The sequence below is a fragment of the Streptomyces sp. WP-1 genome (assembly GCF_030450125.1).
GTDB lineage: Bacteria > Actinomycetota > Actinomycetes > Streptomycetales > Streptomycetaceae > Streptomyces > Streptomyces incarnatus.
Window position 1 is genome coordinate 6,756,954 of the sequence record NZ_CP123923.1, and the last position, 20,598, is coordinate 6,777,551.

Below are 20,598 nucleotides of genomic sequence, written 5' to 3' on the forward strand. Positions count from 1 at the left end.
CGGATCACCACATCACGGGCAGGGCCTCGGGACCGCGGATCAGCGCGCCCTTCTTGAAGGGCACCTCCTCGGCCGGCACGGCCAGCTTCAGCCCCGGGATCCGGTCCAGCAGCGCGTCGACCAGCAGCTCGGACTCCAGCCGGGCGAGCTGTCCGCCCGGGCAGTAGTGCGGCCCGAAGCCGAACGACACATGCGGGTTGGGACACCGGGAGAAGTCGATCTCCTCCGGGTCGGGGAAGACCTCCGGGTCGCGGTTCGCGGCCAGGTACGACACGTAGACCGCGTCGCCCGCGCGGATGCGCACGCCCCTGATCTCCACGTCCTCCAGGGCGATCCGGGACAGGCCGACCGCGTTGCGGTGCGGGATGTACCGCAGCAGCTCGTCGATCGCCTTCGGGCGGATCTCCGGTTCGCGGCGCAGCCGTTCGGCCAGTTCGGGGCGGGTCAGCAGCAGATAGAACATCTGCCCGCTGTTGTTGGTGACCGCCTCGCCGCCGATCTGGAGGAGGACGGCGAGTCCGACGGCCTCCTCCAGGGTGACCTCGCCCTCGCTCACGGCGGCGCCCAGCAGCGAGGTGACGTCCTCGGCCGTGCTGCCCGCGCGCGCCCCGACGAGGCCGGAGAAGTACGCGCTCATCTCGCGCTTGGCCCGCTCGCTGACCTCCTTGCCGTGCGCGGAGGACAGGATCAGCTGGGTCCACTCGTGCATGTCGTGCCGGTCGGCGGCCGGGACGCCCATCAGCTCGCAGATCACCGCGATCGGGAACGGGCTGAGGATCGCCGCCGTCAGATCGGCCGGCGGGCCGTCCTTCAGGAGCTGGTCGATCTGCTCGTCCAGCATGCCGCGCGCCTTCTCCCGCACCCGCTCCACGCCCTTGGCGGTGAAGGCCGCGGTGACCGAGCGGCGCAGCCGCGTGTGGTCGGGCGGGTCCAGGAAGCCGACCGCGCCGCGGTCCGGGATGAAGTGCGGGGCGAGCCGGGTGACCGGCTTGTCCATGACCGCCTCGCGGCCGAAGCGCGGGTCGTTGGTCACCATGCGCACATCGTCGTGCCGGGTGATCAGCCACGCCCAGCCCTCGCCGTTGGGCAGCTGGATCCGGGTGACCGGGCCCTCGCGCATCAGCTCGGCGAGCACCGGGTCGAAGTCGGTTCCGTCGAGGTCGAGCGCCGGCCAGTGGCGGACCGGCGGCACGGCCTCGGTGAGCGTCGCCTCCTCGGTCTCCGTCATCGCCCGCCCCCGTCGCCGTCGCTCCAGCGGCCGACCGTCATCTCGGCGGTGATGCCGGGGCCGAAGCCGGCGAGCAGCCCGCGCGCCCGCTCCTCGGCGCCGCCCTCGTCGAACAGCCGGCGCAGCGCGTCCAGCACGACGGCGCTCGCGATGTTGCCGTACTCGGTGAGCGTGGACCGGCTGAACCGGAACGCGTTCGGCTCGACCTCCAGGAACTTGCTGAGGTCGTCGAGGATGCGGGGGCCGCCGGCGTGGATGATGTAGAAGTCCAGGTCGGCCGCGTCCCAGCCGTGGTTGCCCGCCAGGTCCTTGAGCGCCGGGGCGAGCGGCTCCATGGTGGTCGGCACCCGCTTGTCCAGCAGGAAGTGGAAGCCGGTGGCCCGGACGTCGTAGGCGATCCAGTCCTCGGTCTTCGGGATCAGGTAGGAGCCGTTGCGCTCCAGCTTGACGCCCCGGCCGCCGCGTCCGCGCACCACGGCGGCGGCGATGCCGTCACCGAACAGGCCGTTGGACAGCAGCGAGCCGACGCCGAGGTCGGTGGGCTGGTAGCACAGCGAGCAGAACTCGCAGGCCACGATCAGCGCGTTGGCGTTGGGGTACGCCGTGCAGAAGTCGTGGGCCCGGTTGATCGCCGCGCCGCCGGCCGCGCAGCCCAGCTGGGCGATGGGCAGCTGACGAGTGGTGCTGTCGAAGTCCATCTCGTTGATCAGCCAGGCCGTGAGCGAGGGCATCATGAAGCCCGTGCACGACACGTAGATGATCACGTCGATGTCGGTGGTCAGGAGTTCGGCGTCGTCCAGCGCCCGCTGGATCACCGCGGGCACCCGGGCCTTGGCCTCGTGCTCGTAGAGCTTGTTGCGGTCCTCGAAGCCGGGGTGCTTGAGGGTCTCCTCGATGGGCTGCACGATGTGCCGGGTCTTCACGCCGGTGTTCTCGATGAGCCTCAGTGCCAGCGCCAGTTGAGGGTGGTCCGCGTGGCGGGAGCGCGCCAGCTCCAGCGTCTCCTCCATCGTGATCACGTGCTCCGGGACCGACACCGAGGGTCTGCACAAAGTCGCCATGAACCGTCCCTGCTTTCCGCGTGTCCGGCGGGCCTTCACCCACCGGTCAGAAGGTGGTTCACCTCAGGAGGTGCTCCACCCACCGTCACCCGTCAGGACCACGATCTCGCGCTGGGTTACTCCGAACCGGGGACCCCGGGACAGGCTCGAAGGAGGACTTCCGAGGCCGGACGAGGGAAATATCCACGCCGACCGTTACCGCGAAAGCCCTGCTGGGGACGGCCGCCGAGGCCTCGCCCCGGGCCCCGCGGCCGACCGGGCCGCGCCGCTCGCCGAACGCGGCTGAGAACCGGTCGAGACCCTCGCCATGTCGGCCCTGGAGCAACGGTGGGTGATCACCACCGACCGGGCCGCCTTCGAACACCTGGCCGCCGGGAGCCTCGCCGCCCTGGCCGAGGCGTGCGGGGGCACGGCGGAACGCGCGCGGGTACGCCCCCCGGCTCGGCTGCCCGTCATGCCCGGGACGTACGTCGCCCGGCTCGCCCTCCACGCGCTCCCGGCGGGCGTGGTCGTGGCCCTGAGGGTCAACTCCTCGGCGCGGGGCGGCTGCTGTGAACGCCTACGGCGCCCCGCTGCTGTGCGCGATGCACGCGACGTCGATACGGTCGGCCAGCTTGGCGAGTTCGATCGTCAGCTCGGCCACCGTGTCCTCGTCCAGCCCCTGTTCCCCGGTCTCGACCAGCCGCAGCCAGCGCCCGCCCACGGTCCGCAACAACTTGCTCACATCGGCGGCGGCCACCTGAAGGGTCCCGTGGGCGTCGACGATCAGAGGCAGAGTCACTTCGCGGTTCACAAAAGAAGATGGTAGCCGCGCATACCTCACGCACTCTGCCAAACCGTGGTGATGTTGCAGAACTCCCGCATTCCGTGCCCGGACAGCTCACGTCCGTACCCCGAGCGCTTCACACCGCCGAAGGGGAACGCCGGATGGGAGGCGGTCATCCCGTTGACGTACACCGCCCCGGCCTCCAGGTCCCGCGCGAACCGCTCGACTTCGCTCTCCTCGCGCGTCCACACATTCGAACTCAGCCCGAACGGGGAGTCGTTGGCGATGAGCAGCGCCTCGTCCAGGTCGTCGGCCCGGTACAGCGTGGCGACCGGTCCGAACGCCTCCTCGCGGTGGACGCGCATCTCGCGGGTGATCCCGGCGAGCACGGTCGGCGGGTAGTACCAGCCGGGCCCGTCGGGGCGGGCGCCACCGCACAGCACCTCGGCCCCGGAGCGCTTCGCGTCGTCGACCAGCTCCTCCAGGTCCGTGCGGCCCTGCTCGCTGGAGAGCGGTCCGACCTCGGTGTCCTCCTCCAGCGGGTCGCCGACCTTGAGCGCCTTCATGCCCGCCACGAACCGCTCGGCGAAGGCGTCGTAGACATCGCGGTGCACGATGAACCGCTTGGCGGCGATGCAGGACTGCCCGTTGTTCTGCACGCGCGCGGTCACCGCGACCTCGGCGGCCCGGTCGACGTCGGCGGAGGGCATGACCACGAACGGGTCGCTGCCGCCCAGCTCCAGGACCGTCTTCTTGATCATCTTCCCGGCGGTGGCGGCGACCGCGCGCCCGGCGGGCTCGCTGCCCGTGAGGGTGGCCGCCTTGATCCGCTCGTCGCGCAGCAGGTCGTCCACCGCGGCGGAGCCGACCAGCAGCGTCTGGAAACAGCCCTCGGTGAAGCCCGCCCGGTGGAAGAGGTCCTCCAGGTACAGGGCCGTCTGCGGCACGTTGGAGGCGTGCTTGAGCAGGCCCACGTTGCCCGCCATCAGCGCGGGCGCGGCGAACCGGATCACCTGCCAGAGCGGGAAGTTCCAGGGCATCACCGCGAGCACCGGGCCCAGCGGGCGGTAGCGGACCCGCACCCGGGCCGCCCCGGAGTCGCGGACGTCCGCCTCGGCGGGCTCCTCGTCGGCGAGCAGGGCCTCGGCGTGCTCCGCGTACCAGCGCATGGTCTTGGCGCACTTGACGGCCTCCGCGCGGGCCTGCTTGACCGGCTTGCCCATCTCGGTGGTCATGACCCTGCCGATCTCCTGCTGGTCCTCCTCCAGCAGGTCGGCGGCCCGGTTCAGCAGCCGGGCGCGCTCGGCGAACGAGGTCGTCCGGTACGTGCGGAACGTGGCCTCGGCGAGCTGGAGCCGGCGTTCCAGCTCCTCCTCGCCCATGGCCTCGTACGTCTTGAGCGTCTCGCCGTTCGCCGGGTTCACCGTCGCGATGGGCATGGCTGACCTCCCCTGGGAGCGGGCTGTGCTTCGACCTTCGCGCGCGGCCCGCCGGGGCGCAACGCCAGGTCACCTGTTCAGTCCGAGTGCTCCGCCAGCCGGTCGAGAAACGCGGCCTGCGCCGTGACGATCACCTCGCGGGCCTTCGCCAGGCCGAGCCAGGCCACCCGGTCCAGCTCCGGGAACTCCGTCTGCCGCCCCGAGCGCGGCGGCCACTCCATGGTGAAGGTGCCGGGGCTGAAGCCGGTCAGGTCCGGGTCCCCGGCCAGCGCCCAGGCCGTGACGACCTTGCCGTTGCGCTGCACCACCTCGCCGAGCGGTACGGCCTCCCCGTCGGGCGGCGCGAAGCCCAGCTCCTCCTGGAACTCCCGCAGGGCCGCCTCCCACGGGGGCTCGTCGGCCTCGTACTCGCCCTTGGGCACGGTCCAGGCGCCGGCCTCCTTCTTCGCCCACAGCGGGCCGCCCATATGGCCGAGCAGCACTTCGAGCCCGTCGTCGGCGCGCCGGTACACCAGCAGTCCCGCACTGCGTTTCGTCGTACGCACCGTCACGGTGTGACCTCCGGGTGGGCGGCGAGCAGGGCCTCCACGGTATCGGCCTCGGCGGGGCTCTTGTCCTCGCGGTAGCGGATCACGCGGGCGAAGCGCAGGGTGACGCCGGCCGGGTAGCGGGAGGAGCGCTGGAGGCCGTCGTAGGCGATCTCCACGACGAGTTCCGGGCGCACCCGGACCGTCCCGCCGTCGTCCCCGACCGCGAGCCCGAGCAGGCGCTCGGTCTGCCAGGCGAGCAGCGCGTCCGTCATGCCCTTGAAGGTCTTGCCGAGCATCGCGAAGCCGCCGTCGGCGGTACGGGCGCCGAGGTGCAGGTTGGACAGCTTGCCGGTGCGTCTGCCGTGGCCCCATTCGGCGGCCAGCACCACCAGGTCGAGGGTGTGCACCGGCTTGACCTTGAGCCAGGCCGCGCCGCGGCGGCCCGCGCTGTAGGGGGCGGCCAGCGACTTCACCACCACGCCCTCATGGCCGCGGGCCAGGGTGTCGGCGAGGAAGCGCTGCGCCGCCGGGACGTCCCCGGGGCCCTCGGCCAGCGTGCGCCGGACCCGCATCGGCTCGGGCACCAGCCGGGCCAGGTGCGCGTGCCGCTCGGCGAAGGGCAGGTCGAGCAGATCGCGGTCGTCCGCCGCGAGGACGTCGAAGAAGACAGGGGAGACCGGGACCTGTCCGGCCGCCCGCGCCACGTCCGTGCGGGAGCCGACGCGGCCCGCCGTCTCCTGGAAGGACCGGGGCCGTCCGGCCGCGTCGAAGGAGATCACCTCACCGTCCAGGATGAACCGGTCGCCGTCCAACTCCAGTGCGGCGGCGGTCACTTCGGGCAGCCGGGCGGTGATGTCGTCCAGGGTGCGGGTGTGCACGCGGACCGTGCCGCCGTCCCGGTGCACCTGCACCCGGATGCCGTCCAGCTTCTCCTCCACCGCACAGGCGCCCAGTTTCTCCACGGCCTCGGCGACGGAGCTCGCGCTGTGCGCCAGCATCGGCAGCACGGGCCGGCCGACGGTGAGCCGGAACCGGTCGAGCGCGCCGGGTCCCTCGCCCAGCAGGGCCTCGGCGACGGTCTGGAGGGAGCCGGACAGCATCACCGCCCGGCGGACGTCCTGCGCCGCCGCGCCGGTCGCCCGGGCGAGGCCCTCCACCGCGACGGCGTCCAGGGCGCCCTGGCGGACCTCACCGGTGAGCAGGCCGAGCAGAAAGCGCTGCTCGGCCTCGGTGGCGGCGCCCATCAGCGCGCCGACGAGCCGGGCGCGCTCGGCCTGGGAACCGGCCCCGGACACCCGGCCCAGCTCGGTGAGGGCCGCGTCGACCTCGTGGACGGTGAGCGTGGCCTCGGGCGCCGCCGGCACCCGCCGCCCCAGCACCTTCCACCCCACCCCGAGCCGCCCCTGCGGCAGCCGCCCCGCGAGATACGGGATGACGACGGGCACGTCCTCCGCCTCCGCCTCCCGGAACAGCTCGGCGAGCAACGCGACCTTCCGCGACCTGGCCGCCGTCGCCGCCACCTCCCCCGAAACCTCCGCGAGCCGACTGAGCAACATGCCCCCAGAGTGCCGCAGGGCTCCGCCGGTCGCGCGGTGCGGGCGCGATGGCCTTGGGTTCCGTTGTCCGCCGCGGGCCCGTTGTGGCTGGTCGCGCACTTCCCCGCGCCCCTTTGAGGCGCACATGCGTGCGGCCCCGGGATTTGCGGGATTGACAACTCGGCGTGCTGAATCTGCAATGCCCGTATGAGTACCGACGATGTCCTGGCCGAGGTGGGTCCCCGGCTGCGCCGGATCCGCAAGGAGCGGGAGGTGACGCTGGCCGCCCTGTCCCGGGCCACCGGCATCTCCGTGAGCACCCTGTCGCGGCTGGAGTCCGGCCTGCGACGGCCCAGCCTGGAGCTGCTGCTGCCGATCGCCCAGGCCCACCAGGTCCCGCTGGACGAACTGGTCGGCGCGCCGCCCGTCGGCGACCCCCGGGTGCGTGCCGAGCCGCTGCGGCGCCACGGCCGTACGTTCTGGCCGCTGACCCGCCAGCCCGGCGGCCTCCAGGCGTACAAGGTGCTCGAACCCAGGCGCACCGAGGAGCCGGAGCCGCGCAGCCACGAGGGGTACGAGTGGCTGTACGTGCTGTCCGGGCGGCTGCGGCTGGTGCTCGGTGAGCACGATGTGGTGCTGGCGGCCGGGGAGGCGGCCGAGTTCGACACCCGCGTCCCGCACTGGTTCGGGTCCGCGGGGGAGGGGCCGGTGGAGTTTCTGAGCCTGTTCGGGCCGCAGGGAGAGCGGATGCATGTGCGGGCGCGCCCCGCCGCGCGCGCATGAGCCTCCCGGGGGGTGTTCCCCGATAGGCAAGCGACCGCTTAGTATGCGAGCGGATCCGGTCGGACGATGCGGTCGCGTGGAGGCCCCGTATGCAGGCATGGCAGGTGCACGAGAACGGCGAGCCGAGCGAGGTGATGCGCCTCACCGAGACCGGGCGGCCCGTCCCGGGCGACGGCCAGGTGCTGCTGCGGGTGCGGGCGGCCAATGTGAACTTCCCCGACGCGCTGCTGTGCCGGGGGCAGTACCAGGTGCGGCCGCCGCTGCCGTTCACGCCGGGCGTGGAGATCTGCGGCGAGACCGAGGACGGCCGCCGGGTGCTCGCCACCCCCGCGCTGCCCCACGGCGGTTTCGCCGAGTACGCCCTCGCGGACGCCGCCGCCCTGCTGCCCGCGCCCGAGGCGCTGGACGACGCGGAGGCCGCCGCGCTGCACATCGGCTACCAGACGGGCTGGTTCGGGCTGCACCGCAGGGCCCGCCTCGAAGCGGGCGAGACCCTGCTGGTGCATGCCGCGGCCGGCGGCGTCGGCAGCGCGGCGGTGCAGCTCGGCAAGGCGGCCGGGGCCACCGTGATCGGCGTGGTCGGCGGCGCCGGCAAGGCGGCGGTCGCACGGGAACTGGGCTGCGACCTGGTCGTGGACCGGCGTACCGAGGACGTCATCGCCACCGTGAAGGCGGCCACCGGCGGGCGCGGCGCCGATGTGATCTACGACCCCGTCGGCGGCGAGGCCTACGCGCAGTCCGCCAAGCTGGTCGCCTTCGAGGGCCGGATCGTGGTCGTCGGCTTCGCCGGCGGCACCGTCCCGACCCCGGCGCTCAACCACGCCCTGGTGAAGAACTACGCGATCCTGGGCCTGCATTGGGGGCTGTACAACACCAAGAACCCCAAGCTGGTCCAGCACTGCCACGAGCAGCTGACCGAGCTGGCCGCGCGCGGCGCGATCAAGCCGCTGGTGAGCGAGCGGGTGCCGCTGGCGGGTGCGGCGGCGGCCGTGCAGAAGGTGGCGGACGGCCGCAGCACCGGCCGGATCGCCGTGACGACGGAGGTGGCGGCGTGAGCGACGCCGGTGAACTGCGCGACCGTACCCGGGAGTTCCTCGCCGCGCACCCGCCCGGGGGGACGGAGCGGCTGGACTTCCTGCGCGCCCGCTTCGACGCGGGCCTCGCCTGGGTGCACTACCCCGAGGGCCTGGGCGGCCTCGGCGCCCCCCGCTCCCTCCAGGCCGTCGTGGACGCCGAGCTGGAGGCGGCGGGCGCCCCCGACAACGACCCCCGGCGGATCGGCATCGGCCTCGGCATGGCCGCCCCGACGATCCTCCAGTACGGCACCGAGGAGCAGCGGCGCCGGCTGCTGCGGCCCCTGTGGACGGGCGAGGAGGTCTGGTGCCAGCTGTTCAGCGAGCCCGGCGCCGGCTCCGACCTGGCCGCGCTCGGCACCCGGGCCGTCCGGGCGGGCGACGACTGGGTGGTCAACGGGCAGAAGGTGTGGACCTCCAGCGCCCATCTCGCCCGCTGGGCCATCCTGATCGCCCGCACCGACCCGGACGTGCCCAAGCACCAGGGCATCACCTACTTCGTGTGCGACATGACCGACCCCGGCGTCGAGGTCCGGCCGCTGCGGCAGATCACCGGTGAGGCCGAGTTCAACGAGGTCTTCCTCACCGACGTCCGCATCCCCGACAGCCGCCGCCTCGGCGCGGTCGGCGAGGGCTGGCGGGTCGCGCAGACCACGCTCAACAACGAACGCGTCGCCATCGGCGGTATGCGGCTGCCCCGCGAGGGCGGCATGATCGGCCCGGTCTCGAAGACCTGGCGGGAACGCCCGGAGCTGCGCACCCACGATCTGCACCAGCGGCTGCTGAAGCTGTGGGTGGAGGCCGAGGTCGCCCGGCTCACCGGCGAACGCCTGCGCCAGCAGCTCACCGTCGGCCAGCCCGGCCCCGAGGGCGCCGGCATGAAGCTCGCCTTCGCCCGCCTCAACCAGGAGATCAGCGGCCTGGAGGTGGAACTCCGGGGCGCAGAGGGCCTGTTGTACGACGACTGGACGATGCGCCGCCCGGAACTGGTGGACTTCACCGGCCGGGACGCCGGATACCGCTATCTGCGGGCCAAGGGCAACAGCATCGAGGGCGGGACCAGCGAGATCCTGCTGAACATCGTCGCCGAGCGCGTCCTCGGGCTGCCCGCCGAGCCGCGCACCGACAAGGACGTCGCCTGGAAGGACCTGGCCCGATGACCGACCTGCTGTACTCGGAGGAGGAAGAGGCACTGCGGGCCGCCGTACGGGACCTGCTCACCGACCACTGCGCCGCGGCCGGGGTCATCGCGCGCGCCGAGTCGGCGGCCCCGCACGACCCCGGCCTGTGGAAGTCCCTCGCGCAGAACATGGGCCTGGCCGGGCTGCTGATCCCCGAGGCGCTCGGCGGCCAGGGCGCCACCCATCGCGAAGCCGCCGTCGTACTGGAGGAGCTGGGCCGGGCGGTCGCCCCGGTGCCGTACCTCACCAGCGCGGTCGTGGCCACCGAGGCCCTGCTCGCCTGCGGCGACGAGGAACTGCTGGAGAAGCTCGCGACCGGTCGCACCATCGGCGTGCTCGCCGTCGGGCTGCACCTCGGTCCGGGCGCCGAGGTGCCGGTCGTACGACTCGAGAACGGCACCCTGCACGGCGAGTTGACCGGCATCGCGGACGCGGCCGCCGCCGATGTGCTGCTCGTCCCGGCCGACGACGGCGGTCTGTACGCGGTGGCCGCCGACGCCGTCACCCGCGCTCCCCAGACCTCTCTGGACCTCACCCGGCCGCTCGCCGCCGTCACCCTCGACGGGGTGCCCGGCCGCCGGGTCGGTGACGCCGAGCCCGCCGTACGACGCGCCCTGCGGGCCGCCGCCGGGCTGCTCGCCTCCGAGCAACTGGGCCTCGCCGAATGGGCGTTGACCGAGACGGTGCGCTATCTCAAGGAGCGCAAGCAGTTCAACCGGCCGGTCGGCGGGTTCCAGGCGCTCAAGCACCGGCTCGCCCAGCTGTGGCTGGAGGTGGTGAACCTGCGGGCCGCCGCGCGCGCCGCCGCCGACGCGCTGGCCACCGGCGAGGACACCGACATCACGGTGGCCGTCGCCCAGGCGTACGCCGCCCCCGTCGCCGTCCGCGCCGCCGAGGAGGCGCTCCAGCTGCACGGCGGGCTCGGCATGACCTGGGAGCACCCCGTGCACCTGTGCCTGAAGCGGGCCAAGGCGGGCTCCCTCGCCTACGGCACCGCGGGTGCCCACCGCGAGGCCCTGGCCGAACTGGTCGATCTGCGGGCCCCGTAAGGCCGTAATAGGCCGTGGTGGGGCCATAACGCCGGAAACATCACACGATCGGAGGACATGTCAGCTGCCCGGTGGAACCCTCCGCTACGCCACACTTGCGGCCGAACGCCGCTCATGGGCGTGGCGGAGGAGGTTCCCGATGGCGATTTCCATCTCTGTGGTGCTGCTGCTCCTGATCCTGGCCGTGATCTTCATGCGCAATGGTTCGCTGAAGGTCTCCCACGCCTTGGTCTGCATGATGCTCGGCTTCTATCTGGCGTGTTCGAGCATGGCGCCGACCATCCACAACGGGCTCGACGCGACGGCCGCCCTGGTGAGCAGCCTGCGGCCCTGAGCCGGTCAGCCCGTGGCGAAGACGCCGAGCCCGTTCGCCACGGGCCGCTCCGCGCCGCCGCTCGGATGGTTGCGGACCGTCACGGCGCCCGCGCCGCTGCCGCGGGTGACCATCTCGGTGGAGCCGCCGCCGTCCAGGTTGAACGCGTCGGTGGCGCCCAACGACCGCATGGCGGTGGCCTCTTCGGCGACCGTCAGGCCGGTCCGGTAGGCGACGGCGCCGTCCAGGGCCAGGAGCAGCAGCCGCCGGCCGCCGTCGGCGAAGCCCACCACGGTGCGCACCGCCGAGGTGGTGTCGTTCAGCCCGGCGAGCGGCCGGCCGTCGCGCAGCACCGGGAAGCCGCCGAGCGCGCAGGCGTAGGCGACCCGGGAGGTGGCCGCGACCAGCCGGTGGGTCACGGACACCGGGTCCCCGACCGAGAGTCCACGCAGCTCCCGGGCGCCCGCCTCGCGCCCCAGCAGGACCGTGGTGCCCGCCGGGATCGCGCCGCTGCCCGGCGCGTCGGCGACGGAGACCACCCGGCCGCGGCGCACCGTCGCCTCGTACGTCTCGGAAGCGCATGCCGCGGCCCGGTCCGTGTCGGTGCCGCAGACCGCGCGCTCGCGCGAGGCGCCGCCCCATCCGGAGGTGTAGGCGCCGACCGAATTCACCGGCAGCGCGTACTGGTTGAGGCCCTTCAGCGGCAGCCTCCCCGCCGGGGTGGTCACCGAGCCGGACAGGGTGAGGCGGTCCAGGCGGGCCCGGTGGTCGGTGCCCACGCCGAGGACGTCCTCGGTGTCCGTGCCCGGGGGGAGCGCGGGTCCGAACCGCTGGCCGTCGGGGACCGCGGCCTTGAGGACCCGGCCGTTCGCCACCGCCGGGCCGACGCTCGCGCCGGTGGGGTCCACGCCCGGGTGCTGGGTCTCGGTGATGTCGAAGAAGTCCCCGTTGACGCCCGCGACCGCCCTGGACGCGTCCGCCATCCGGGAGACCGTGGCGCGCTCGGCCACCGCTCCCGGGTGCAGCAGGCCGACCCGCACGCGCGGATCGCCGAGGTCGACCGTGAGGAGATGGGCGTGTGTGGTGCCCGCGGCGGCGGGGAGGTCGAACTGCCGGTAGGTGACGCCCGGCGCGAGGGTGGTGCCCGCCGCGACGGCACCGGCCGGTGCCGCCCCCGCGAGGGCCGCGCCGGCCAGTACGCCGAAGGCCGTGACAACCGTGAGAACCGCTCTGCCCGCTGCCGAACGCCCGCGACGTCTGGTCACCGTGCCCCCTGATGTCTCGTCAACTGTCCCTGTGTACAGGGGCAGTGCAGCAGACGGGGGCGGCCGGCGGGCGGACTAGGCGCCGACTACGCGAGAACGGGTGAGAAAACGCACCCCCTCGGGTGCCTCCAGGGAGAAACCGCTGCCCCGGCCCGGGACGACGTCCACGATGAGCCGGGTATGGCTCCAGACCTCGTACTGGCTGCGCGACATCCAGAAGGTGACCGGCTCCGCCACGCCCGCCACGTCCAGTTCGGCGAGCAGCACGTCCGAGCCGCCGGTGCGGAACTCGCCGTCCGGATAGCACATGGGCGCGCTGCCGTCGCAGCAGCCGCCGGACTGATGGAACATCAGCGGTCCGTGCTCGGCGCGCAGCCGGCGCACCAGTTCCTGGGCGCGCTCGGTGAGTTGTACGCGCGGGACTTCCTCTTCCATGGCACCGTCCTGGCAACCGGGGCGTCCGACCCGGCCAGTCTCACGGATGCTCCGGGCGCCGTCCAGAGCGCGCGCCCGGACGCGCCGGCAGCGCGTAGGCGGCGGCGGACACCACGAGGCCCGCCGGGAGGGCGAGGTCCACCCCGCCGAGGGCGGTGGCCAGCGGGCCGGTGTAGACCGTGTCGACGCACAGCGCGGAGGCGGCCACCCCCAGGCAGAGGGCCAGCGCGCCACGCCGGTTGACGCCTCCGGTGAACCAGAAGGGGCTGTCCGGACTCTCGTCGGTGAGCGCGGGACCGTCGTACCGGTTGCGGCGCAGCAGGATGTCGACGGCGTACACGGCCGTGCTCGGGCCGAGCAGCACCACGGTCAGCTGGAGCACATCGCCGACCGTGTCCAGGAAGTTCGAGACGAGCAGCGCGTACAGGGTGAGCGAGACGGACACCGTGCCGTCGATCAGGACGCTGACCTGGCGGCGGATGCGCAGGCCGACGGCCTGGAGGGCGAGCCCCGCGCTGTAGGCGGTCAGTGCGTTCAGGGCGATGGTGCCGAGGACCAGCGCGAGCAGGAAGAGGGGCCGGAACCAGGCGGGCAGCAGCGGCTGGAGAGAGGACTCCGGGTCGTTCATGTCGACGGCCGTCGCCGCACACGCGCCGAGCCCGCACACCACCACGCTCGGCAGGAACCCGCCGGACGCCGTCCAGCCGGCCACCGCCCGCGCCGGGGTGGCGCGCGGCAGATAGCGGGAGAAGTCGGCGCTGGTGGTGTACGACAGGGGACCCGAGGCGATCAGGGCGACACCGGAGAGCACGGTCGCCCACAGCGCGTTGCCGGTCAGCGGGTGCTCCGGCGCGTACCCGAAGTCCGTGTGCCGCAGCACCACGACCGCGAGGACCGCGAACACGGCCGTCAGCGCGAGGGTGATCGGCAGATAGAGACGGACGATCGCGGCATGGCCGTAGACGCTGATGGCGAGGGTGAGCGCGGCGATGAGCACCACCACCAGCGTCTTCACCGCCGTGTTCACCGGCAGTCCGGTGTCGCCCACCAGGGAGAAGGCGGCGGTGGCCGCGGCGGCCAGGTTGAGCGCGAAGTAGCAGACGGAGATCAGCCAGCCGGTCACCGCGTTGCTGACCCGGTTGCCGCGCACCCCGTACAGCGTCCGCGTGATGACCTCGCTCGGCGCGCCCGCCGCCGGACCGGGCACCGCGAGCAGCCCGGTGAGCAGCCAGAACAGATTGCCCACGACGATCACCGCGAGCGCCTGCCACAGGCTCAGGCCCATCAGCACCAGTGCCCCGCCGACCACCAGGCTCAGGTAGTTGACGTTGGCGGCGGCCCACACCGCGAACAACTCCCGCGGCCTGCCCCGGCGTTCGGAGTCCGGTATGTGGTCGATGCCGTGCGACTCCACCCCGCCGGCGGCCCGGGGCGCGGGGCCGGTCTCCTCGGCGGACATGGTCCGCGCGTCGGGACTCGGGTCGGGGAGCGTGGACGCCATGGGGCCCTCCGTAAGCGGCGGGAAGGGGAGGCAGGTCGCTTATTGGGCGGGCGACCAGTTGCTTATTGGTCGGTCACTCAATAGCATCGCCGTCATGTCGTCAAGCGTTCAGCGCAAACGAATCCGCAAGGATCCGGCCGCCCGGCGGGCCGAGATCGTGGACACGGCCGCCGCGATCGCCCTGGCCGAGGGCCTCGAATGCGTCACCCTGCGCCGGATCGCCGAGGAACTGGCGGTGCGGCCGGGGCTGATCAGCCACTACTTCCCCTCGGCCGAGGAGCTGGTGGCGGAGGCGTTCGGCAGCGCGGCCACGGGGGAACTGGACCGCCTGCTGCCTCCCGGGCCCCATGACGGCCGCCCGGTCGAGCGGCTGGCCCGCTTCCTCGACCACACCTCGGGGGAGGCGTACGACGCGATCAGCCGGCTCTGGCTCAACGCCCGCCACCTCAGCCGCTACCGGCCCCCGCTGCGTGACCGGGTCCTCGTCCAGGAGGCCGACTGGCGTGGCCGCCTCGAAGGGCTGGTCCAGGACGGCGTGGCCGCCGGTGAGTTCCGCACCGAGGACCCGCTCGCGGTCGCGCTCCAGATCCTCGTCGTCCTCGACGGGCTCAGCGTCGACGTCAACACGGTCGACGCCGTCAGTGCCGTCAGCGCCGTCAGCCCGGAACTCCCGGCCGCGGTGCGGCGGATGGCGCATCGCACGGCGGAATGTGAACTCGGCCTGGCGGAGGGCGCGTTGGAGCGCGCCGTGAGTGCCGGCTGACACCCCCCGCCTGCCCTTGAAGCCCGAAGCCCGAAGCCCGAAGCCCGACGTTCCGAAGCCCGAAGCGCGAAGGAGCCCCCGTGCCCGCCGACCTCGTCCTGCTCTCCGCCCGGCTGCTCGACCCGGCCACCGGCGGCCTCCTGCCGCACACCGCGCTCGCCGCGCGCGACGGGCGCATCGTGCTGCTCGGCGACGACCGGGAGGCCCGCGCGCTCGCCGGGCCCCGCAGCACCGTGCTGGACCTGCGCGGCGCGGTGGTCGTACCGGGCCTGACCGACGGGCATCTGCACCCGGTCTCCGGCGCCGAGCGCACCATGGGCGTCGACCTCTCCGGCTGCCGCGACCTGACCGCCGTACGGGACGCGCTCGCCGGGGCCGCGCGGGAGCTGCCGCCGGGCGGCTGGCTGCGCGGCTGGGGCCTCGACCCCAACGCCTTCGGCACCGCACCGGTCGGCCACGCGGCACTCGCCCCCGTCCTCGACGGCGTTCCGGCCCTCCTCGACCTCTTCGACGGCCACTCGCTGCTCGCCAGTGAACGCGCCCTGAACCTGGCGGGCATCGACGGGCCGCGCACCTTCGCACAGGGCTCCGAGATCGTGTGCGACGCCGAGGGCCGGCCCACCGGACTGCTCCTGGAGGACGCCGCCTGCGAACTGGCCGAGGCCGCCGCGCCCAAGCCGACCGAGGCCCAGATACGGGCCCGGACCGCCGAGGTGCTGGGCGCCATGGCCGCGGCCGGCCTCACCGGCGGGCACGCCATGGACGGCACCGGCCGCGACGTCTACGCCGCCCTGGAGGCCGAGGACGCGCTGCCCCTGCGGCTGCGGGTCCACCCCTGGTGCCGCCCGGAGACCGACGACGACGCCCTCGCCGGACTGATCCGGCTCCAGGGCAGCGGCGGCGCGCTGTGGCGGGTGGCGGGCGTGAAGCTGTTCATGGACGGCACCATCGACAACGGCACCGCCTGGCTGGAGGACCCCGACCGGCACGGCGAGTCCGCCCGTGCCTTCTGGCCCGAACCCCGGCGCTACACCCAGGTGATCACCGCCCTGCACCGCGCCGGGGTGCCCACCGCCACCCACGCCATCGGCGACGCGGCCGTACGGCATGTGCTGGACTCCGTGGAGAAGGCGCAGGCCGGGCGTCCGGGCGGCCCGCGGCACCGCGTCGAGCACATCGAGACCGTGCCGGACGACACCGTACGGCGGTTCGCGCCGCTCGGGGTCGCCGCGTCCATGCAGCCGACGCACTGCTGCGAGTTCACCCGCGCCGACCACACCGACAACTGGTCGCGGCGGCTCGGCGAGGAGCGGGCGGCGCGCGCGTTCCGCTGCCGTGATCTGTGGGCGGCCGGGGCGAGAGTGGTGCTCGGCTCCGACTGGCCCATCGCGCCGTACCCGCCGCTCCAGGTCATGGCCGGGGCCCGGCACCGCCGCCCCGCCGACCTCTCCCTGCCGCCGCACGGCCCCGAACAGGCCCTCACCGGGCTCCAGGCGCTGCGGGCCATGACCGTGAACGCCGCCTGGGTCGCGGGGGAGGAGGAGCACGCGGGGCGGCTCGCTCTCGGGTACCGCGCCGACCTCACGGTGCTCGCGGAGGACCCCCTCGCAGTGGCCGACACCGAGCTGGCGGAGGTGCCGGTGGTGCTCGCGGTGGTGGAGGGGCGGGTGAGGTATCGGGGGGAGGGGATGTAGGAGGGGCTTCAGGGGCTTCAGGGGCTTTGTTCGGGGGCGCTGGGGGCTCTAGGGGTCTTTTTGGGGGACACCCGTCTCACTGGTCGCGCCGCCCTGGCTCGTCGTGAGGTTCCGGCTCGGCGTCCCCTTCCGGCTCCGCCTCCCCTTCCGGCCCGGCGCGCCGCTCCCGTCGTGTCCTGCGGGCCTCCACCAGCAGCGGCAGCATCGACAGGACGACCACCACCGCGACCAGTGGCAACAGGTAGTCGTCCACCTCGGGGACCGAGGCGCCGAGGGTGAACCCCGCCAGGACCAGGGCCTGCGACCAGAGCACCCCGCCCACCGTCTGCCAGAGGGTGAACGGCCGGGCGGGCACCCCGAGCGCCCCGGCCACCGGATGCAGCACCGTGCGCAGCAGCGGCACGAACCGGCCGATCACCAGCGCCTTTCCGTAGCCGTACCGGGCCAGCAGGCCTTCGGCGCGGGCCGCCGCGCCCCGCACCCGGCGGCTGGAGGTGCGCGCGAGCAGCGCCTGGCCGCCGTGCCGCCCGATCAGATAGCCGACCTGGCCCCCCGCCACCGCGCCGATCGCCGCGCACAGCAGCACCTGCCACAGCGAGAGCCGCGGCGGCTGCCCGGCGGTGCCCGCGCACAGCACACCCGCCGGGAACAGCAGCGTGTCCCCGGGCAGGAAGAAGCCGAAGACCAGCAGCCCCGACTCCGCGAAGATCACCGCCAGCACACCGAGCGCGCCGAAGGCGGCCAGCACCGAGGCGCTGTCCAACGGGTTGACGGCGATCACCGGCCACGCCTCCTGGCCTCCTCGCAGGGCTCCTCGCTCACCAGCATCCTGCGCGGGAAAGATTCGCGCGCGTGAAGGATTCGTGCGGACGTACAGGCCGGGGCGGACCGACATCCCCCGGCCACCCGTCGTACACCCCGTCGTACACCCCGCCGAGGCAGCGTGTCCCCATGACGCACCGCCCGATCACCTGCGTCGACGCGCTCCTGGGCCTGCTGGCCGGGTGCGCCGGCGTCTGGGACACCCCGGACCGCTCCGGCGACCCGGTGGACCTCCTCGACCACGGCCCCCAGGTCGCCGCCCTGCTGGCCGTGAGCCGCCCCGACGACGAGGAGGCGCAGGCGGCCGGGCTCGTGCACGACATCGGCCACCACCTGGTGCCCGGCGACGAGGCCGGACACGGCGGCCACGCCGCGACGGCGGTCGAGGGCCTGCTCGGGCCGCGCGTCGCCCGCCTGGTCGCCCTGCACATTCCGGCCAAGCGCTACCTCGCCGCCACCGACCCGGGGCTCGCGCTGTCCCCGGAGAGCGCCCGCACCCTCGGCTGCCAGGGCGGCCCGATGAGCCCGGCGGAGGCCGCCGCCTTCGAGGCCGGACCGGACGTCGCGGCGGCGGTCGCGCTGCGCCGCGCCGACGACGCCGGGAAGGTCGTCGGCCTGCGGGTACGGCCCCTGGAGAGCTGGCGGCCGGTCCTGGAACGCGTCGCCGCCGGCCACGCCCGGACAGGGGCCGGCGGATGCTGATGTGCTCATGGTGGGACGGTGGGGGCGTCCCCCTTTAAGGTGAGTCCTGTGGTGGATTGGTTTCAGCCGTTTCGCCAGTCGGCGGTCGACGCCGTCGACCACGGCCCCGGCACACCCGCCCCGGAAGCGGCCCCCGTGCCCGCGGGCCCGGCCGAGCTGCGCGCGGTGGCGGCCACGATCGGCACGACCCTCGACGAGGACACGACCTGCGCGGAGCTGACCCGCGCCGCCGTCGCCCAGGTGGGCGGCGCCGCGGCGGTGCTGCGCTGGGGCCGCGAGGCGGGCGTCGGCTACGAGGCGGTCAGCGGGCGCCCGGCCCCGCTGCCCGAGGCCCGGCGGGTCGCCGCGGCCGTCCGGGTCGCCGCCGACCCGGACGCGGACCTGACCGTCGCCGCCGCACCCGGCGACGAGCGCACCGCGCTCTGCGTGCCGCTCGCCACCGGCGGCCGCCACTACGGCGTGCTGGTCTGCGCCCGTGGCGACGCGCCCCACACGGCGCCCGAGGCGGAGTTCCTGCGCTTCCTCACCGAGCGGGCCGCCTCCCACATCCGGCACGCCCGCGAGCACGACGCGGTCAGCGGCATCATCGGCAAGCTCCAGCGCGCCCTGCTGGCCGAGCCCGGCCGCCCGCACCCGAACCTGGACGTCGCCATCCGCTATCTGCCCGTCGGGCACAGCGCGCTGGTCGGCGGCGACTGGTGCGAGACCGTACGGCTGCACTTCGGCCGCACCCTGCTGGTCGTCGGCGACGTCATGGGCCATGGCCTGGAGGCCGCCGTGGACATGACCGCCTACCGTTCCTCGCTGCGCTACATCGCCTCCGCCGACCTGCCCCCGCACCGGGTACTGCGCCAGCTGGACGACATGGCCGCCGAGGAACCCGAACGCAGGCCCGCCACCTGCCTGCTCGCCCAGATCGACCCCAACCGGGGCCTGGTGACGCTGGCCAGCGCCGGGCACCTGCCGCCGTTCGTGATCGACGCGGACGGCCGGGCGGCTGCGCTCCCGGTACCGGTCGGACCGCCGCTCGGCACCGGGCTCGGCGGCTATGAGCCGGCCACCTTCCGGATGGTGCCCGGCCAGACCCTGATCCTGTTCACCGACGGGCTGGTCGAGCGGCGCGGCGAGGACATCGACCGCTCCCTGGACCGGCTCGGCGCCATCGACTTCGGGGCGGCGCCGGGGCTCGACGACATCCTCGACACCGTTGTCACCCGGCTCGACGCCCGCACCACCGAGGACGACGTCGCCGCCCTGGCCGCCCGGCTGCGACCGCGGTCGGGACCGCAGCCGGGCTGAACACCTGAACTCCGCCGGCCCTGGGCGGGGTTCAGCTCCGCTGGAAGAACTCCACCTCCGCGAGGGCGACATGGCGGCCCGCCGTCAGCCCGGTGACCGAGTGCAGCACCAGGCGCACCCGCACCACGTCGCTGATCCCGGTCTGCACCGGCTGATGGCCCGCCTTGTCGTCGAGCGAGATGGACTTGTGGTGGACCGTGCCGTCCGAGGACGTCACCTCCATGTCCATTTCGAGGGCGCGGGCCTCGGTCGCGTACTGCTCCGGCTTGTCCGAGGCGCCGTTGGTGATGATGAGATCCACCAACCGGAACGGCTTGCCGAAGGTGTACGTCACCGAGGCACCAGGACCCGGCGCGCCCCAGTACCGGTTGCTCAGACCGTCCTTGGTGTTCGACGCCGGATGCCCGGGCACGGCCGCGCTCGCCGTGACCCCGGTCGCGGTGATCGGCTTGGTGCCGCCGAGCTTGTCCCGGGTGTCCTCGTACAGGGCGCGCCCGGCGGGCAGCAGCAGGAACCCGCCCACGCCCAGCGCGATCACCACCAGCAGGATCACCAGCACCCGCACCCAGCGCCCGGATCCGGCGCGCACCCGGCGCCGGAACGGCCATATCGTCCGCCACCACGGCAGCGGCGCGGGGGCCGCCTGCGGGTTCAGCGGGGCGGCACAGCGACGGCAGAACTTGCGCCCCGGCGGATTCGGCGTCCCGCACGCGGGGCACGGCGGTCCGACCACCTCCTCCCGCTGCTCCACCGGCCGTACGACGGGCCGCTGCGCGACCGGCTTCCCGGGCAGCACGGGAGCGGGCTGGTGAACCTGTGCCTCGGCGGGCTCGGGCGCGCGGGGCGCCCGAGGCGCCGGGGACGCCGGGGACGCCGGGGCAGTGCGCGGCGGCGGCGCGGCGGGGCGCGGGGGAGCGGGCGGTGGGGTCGGAGTGGCGGGTGCCGTAGGGGCGGTGTGTGGCTCCGGAGCGATGGGTGCCGCGGGGGCGGTGCGTGGCTCCGGGGCGGTGGGTCGCGTAGGAGCGGTGCGCGGTTCCGGAGCGGCCGGGGGCGCCGTCGCGGCAGGCGGTCTGGGTCGTGCCGAGGGTGCGGGCGGCGTGCCTGGAGGCGTGGTCGCCGCCGGTCCGGGGCGCGTGCGCGGAGCCGGGGGCACCGCCGG

20 protein-coding genes are annotated in these 20,598 nt (G+C 74.0%); 9 read left to right on the forward strand and 11 right to left on the reverse strand.

Annotation, left to right across the window (positions count from 1 at the left end; all coding sequences use genetic code 11):
• Positions 1-4 precede the first annotated feature (4 nt).
• The 6 genes from QHG49_RS30070 to QHG49_RS30095 form a co-directional block, all read right to left on the reverse strand.
• Entirely contained in the window at positions 5-1,228 is a 1,224-nt protein-coding gene (locus tag QHG49_RS30070) for a cytochrome P450 (protein WP_159699195.1), read from the reverse strand.
• Positions 1,225-2,289, reverse strand: a complete 1,065-nt coding sequence (locus tag QHG49_RS30075; protein WP_145486111.1) for a type III polyketide synthase — start codon at positions 2,287-2,289, stop codon at positions 1,225-1,227. The genes QHG49_RS30070 and QHG49_RS30075 overlap by 4 nt, the downstream gene beginning before the upstream one ends.
• Before the next feature lie 559 nt (positions 2,290-2,848).
• A complete protein-coding gene (locus QHG49_RS30080) occupies positions 2,849-3,082 on the reverse strand; it encodes a DUF6213 family protein (protein WP_145486109.1) in 234 nt (77 codons plus the stop codon).
• 26 nt (positions 3,083-3,108) lie between these two features.
• Positions 3,109-4,494 (reverse strand): NADP-dependent succinic semialdehyde dehydrogenase, encoded by a 1,386-nt coding sequence (locus tag QHG49_RS30085; protein ID WP_301491957.1) that lies wholly within the window; start codon positions 4,492-4,494, stop codon positions 3,109-3,111.
• A 77-nt stretch (positions 4,495-4,571) separates the two neighbouring features.
• Positions 4,572-5,045, reverse strand: coding sequence for an NUDIX domain-containing protein (locus QHG49_RS30090; RefSeq protein ID WP_145486107.1), 474 nt, complete (start codon positions 5,043-5,045; stop codon positions 4,572-4,574).
• Positions 5,042-6,580 carry an ATP-dependent DNA ligase gene (locus QHG49_RS30095; RefSeq protein WP_159699192.1) on the reverse strand — a complete coding sequence of 513 codons (1,539 nt, stop codon included), beginning with the start codon at positions 6,578-6,580 and terminating at the stop codon, positions 5,042-5,044. The genes QHG49_RS30090 and QHG49_RS30095 overlap by 4 nt, the downstream gene beginning before the upstream one ends.
• A gap of 186 nt (positions 6,581-6,766) precedes the next feature.
• Between QHG49_RS30095 and QHG49_RS30100 the strand changes: the two genes are divergently transcribed.
• From QHG49_RS30100 to QHG49_RS30120, 5 genes are all read left to right on the forward strand, one after another.
• Positions 6,767-7,342 (forward strand): helix-turn-helix domain-containing protein, encoded by a 576-nt coding sequence (locus QHG49_RS30100; protein WP_159699189.1) that lies wholly within the window; start codon positions 6,767-6,769, stop codon positions 7,340-7,342.
• 89 nt (positions 7,343-7,431) lie between these two features.
• Positions 7,432-8,397 (forward strand): NADPH:quinone oxidoreductase family protein, encoded by a 966-nt coding sequence (locus tag QHG49_RS30105; protein ID WP_145486104.1) that lies wholly within the window; start codon positions 7,432-7,434, stop codon positions 8,395-8,397.
• Positions 8,394-9,575, forward strand: coding sequence for an acyl-CoA dehydrogenase family protein (locus QHG49_RS30110; RefSeq protein WP_159699186.1), 1,182 nt, complete (start codon positions 8,394-8,396; stop codon positions 9,573-9,575). Before QHG49_RS30105 ends, QHG49_RS30110 begins: the two co-directional genes overlap by 4 nt.
• Positions 9,572-10,645: an acyl-CoA dehydrogenase family protein gene (locus QHG49_RS30115; RefSeq protein WP_301491960.1), complete on the forward strand. Its 1,074-nt coding sequence runs from the start codon at positions 9,572-9,574 to the stop codon at positions 10,643-10,645. The genes QHG49_RS30110 and QHG49_RS30115 overlap by 4 nt, the downstream gene beginning before the upstream one ends.
• A gap of 139 nt (positions 10,646-10,784) precedes the next feature.
• Positions 10,785-10,979 (forward strand): hypothetical protein, encoded by a 195-nt coding sequence (locus tag QHG49_RS30120; RefSeq protein ID WP_111585455.1) that lies wholly within the window; start codon positions 10,785-10,787, stop codon positions 10,977-10,979.
• A 5-nt stretch (positions 10,980-10,984) separates the two neighbouring features.
• On the opposite strand, the gene QHG49_RS30125 is transcribed toward QHG49_RS30120, so the two are convergent.
• From QHG49_RS30125 to QHG49_RS30135, 3 genes are all read right to left on the reverse strand, one after another.
• A complete protein-coding gene (locus QHG49_RS30125; RefSeq protein WP_159699180.1) occupies positions 10,985-12,223 on the reverse strand; it encodes a phosphodiester glycosidase family protein in 1,239 nt (412 codons plus the stop codon).
• 75 nt (positions 12,224-12,298) lie between these two features.
• On the reverse strand, positions 12,299-12,658 hold the full coding sequence (locus tag QHG49_RS30130) for a DUF779 domain-containing protein (protein ID WP_145486100.1): 360 nt from the start codon (positions 12,656-12,658) through the stop codon (positions 12,299-12,301).
• A 40-nt stretch (positions 12,659-12,698) separates the two neighbouring features.
• Positions 12,699-14,159: a cytosine permease gene (locus QHG49_RS30135; RefSeq protein ID WP_301491964.1), complete on the reverse strand. Its 1,461-nt coding sequence runs from the start codon at positions 14,157-14,159 to the stop codon at positions 12,699-12,701.
• Between the two features lie 94 nt (positions 14,160-14,253).
• On the opposite strand from QHG49_RS30135, the gene QHG49_RS30140 reads away from it, so the two are divergent.
• Together QHG49_RS30140 and QHG49_RS30145 are read left to right on the forward strand one after the other, a co-directional pair.
• Entirely contained in the window at positions 14,254-14,922 is a 669-nt protein-coding gene (locus tag QHG49_RS30140; RefSeq protein ID WP_301491965.1) for a TetR/AcrR family transcriptional regulator, read from the forward strand.
• Between the two features lie 80 nt (positions 14,923-15,002).
• Positions 15,003-16,616: an amidohydrolase gene (locus QHG49_RS30145; RefSeq protein ID WP_301491968.1), complete on the forward strand. Its 1,614-nt coding sequence runs from the start codon at positions 15,003-15,005 to the stop codon at positions 16,614-16,616.
• 76 nt (positions 16,617-16,692) lie between these two features.
• Here the strand turns inward: QHG49_RS30145 and QHG49_RS30150 are convergent, their stop codons facing one another.
• Positions 16,693-17,397, reverse strand: coding sequence for a DedA family protein (locus QHG49_RS30150; RefSeq protein ID WP_159699168.1), 705 nt, complete (start codon positions 17,395-17,397; stop codon positions 16,693-16,695).
• A gap of 170 nt (positions 17,398-17,567) precedes the next feature.
• Here QHG49_RS30150 and QHG49_RS30155 point away from each other — a divergent pair, with 170 nt between their 5' ends.
• Positions 17,568-18,140 carry an HD domain-containing protein gene (locus QHG49_RS30155; protein ID WP_301491969.1) on the forward strand — a complete coding sequence of 191 codons (573 nt, stop codon included), beginning with the start codon at positions 17,568-17,570 and terminating at the stop codon, positions 18,138-18,140.
• A gap of 48 nt (positions 18,141-18,188) precedes the next feature.
• A complete protein-coding gene (locus QHG49_RS30160) occupies positions 18,189-19,439 on the forward strand; it encodes a SpoIIE family protein phosphatase (protein WP_301491970.1) in 1,251 nt (416 codons plus the stop codon).
• A 31-nt stretch (positions 19,440-19,470) separates the two neighbouring features.
• Here QHG49_RS30160 and QHG49_RS30165 read toward each other — a convergent pair whose 3' ends face one another.
• Positions 19,471-20,235, reverse strand: coding sequence for a zinc ribbon domain-containing protein (locus QHG49_RS30165; protein ID WP_145486093.1), 765 nt, complete (start codon positions 20,233-20,235; stop codon positions 19,471-19,473).
• Positions 20,236-20,598: the final 363 nt, after the last annotated feature.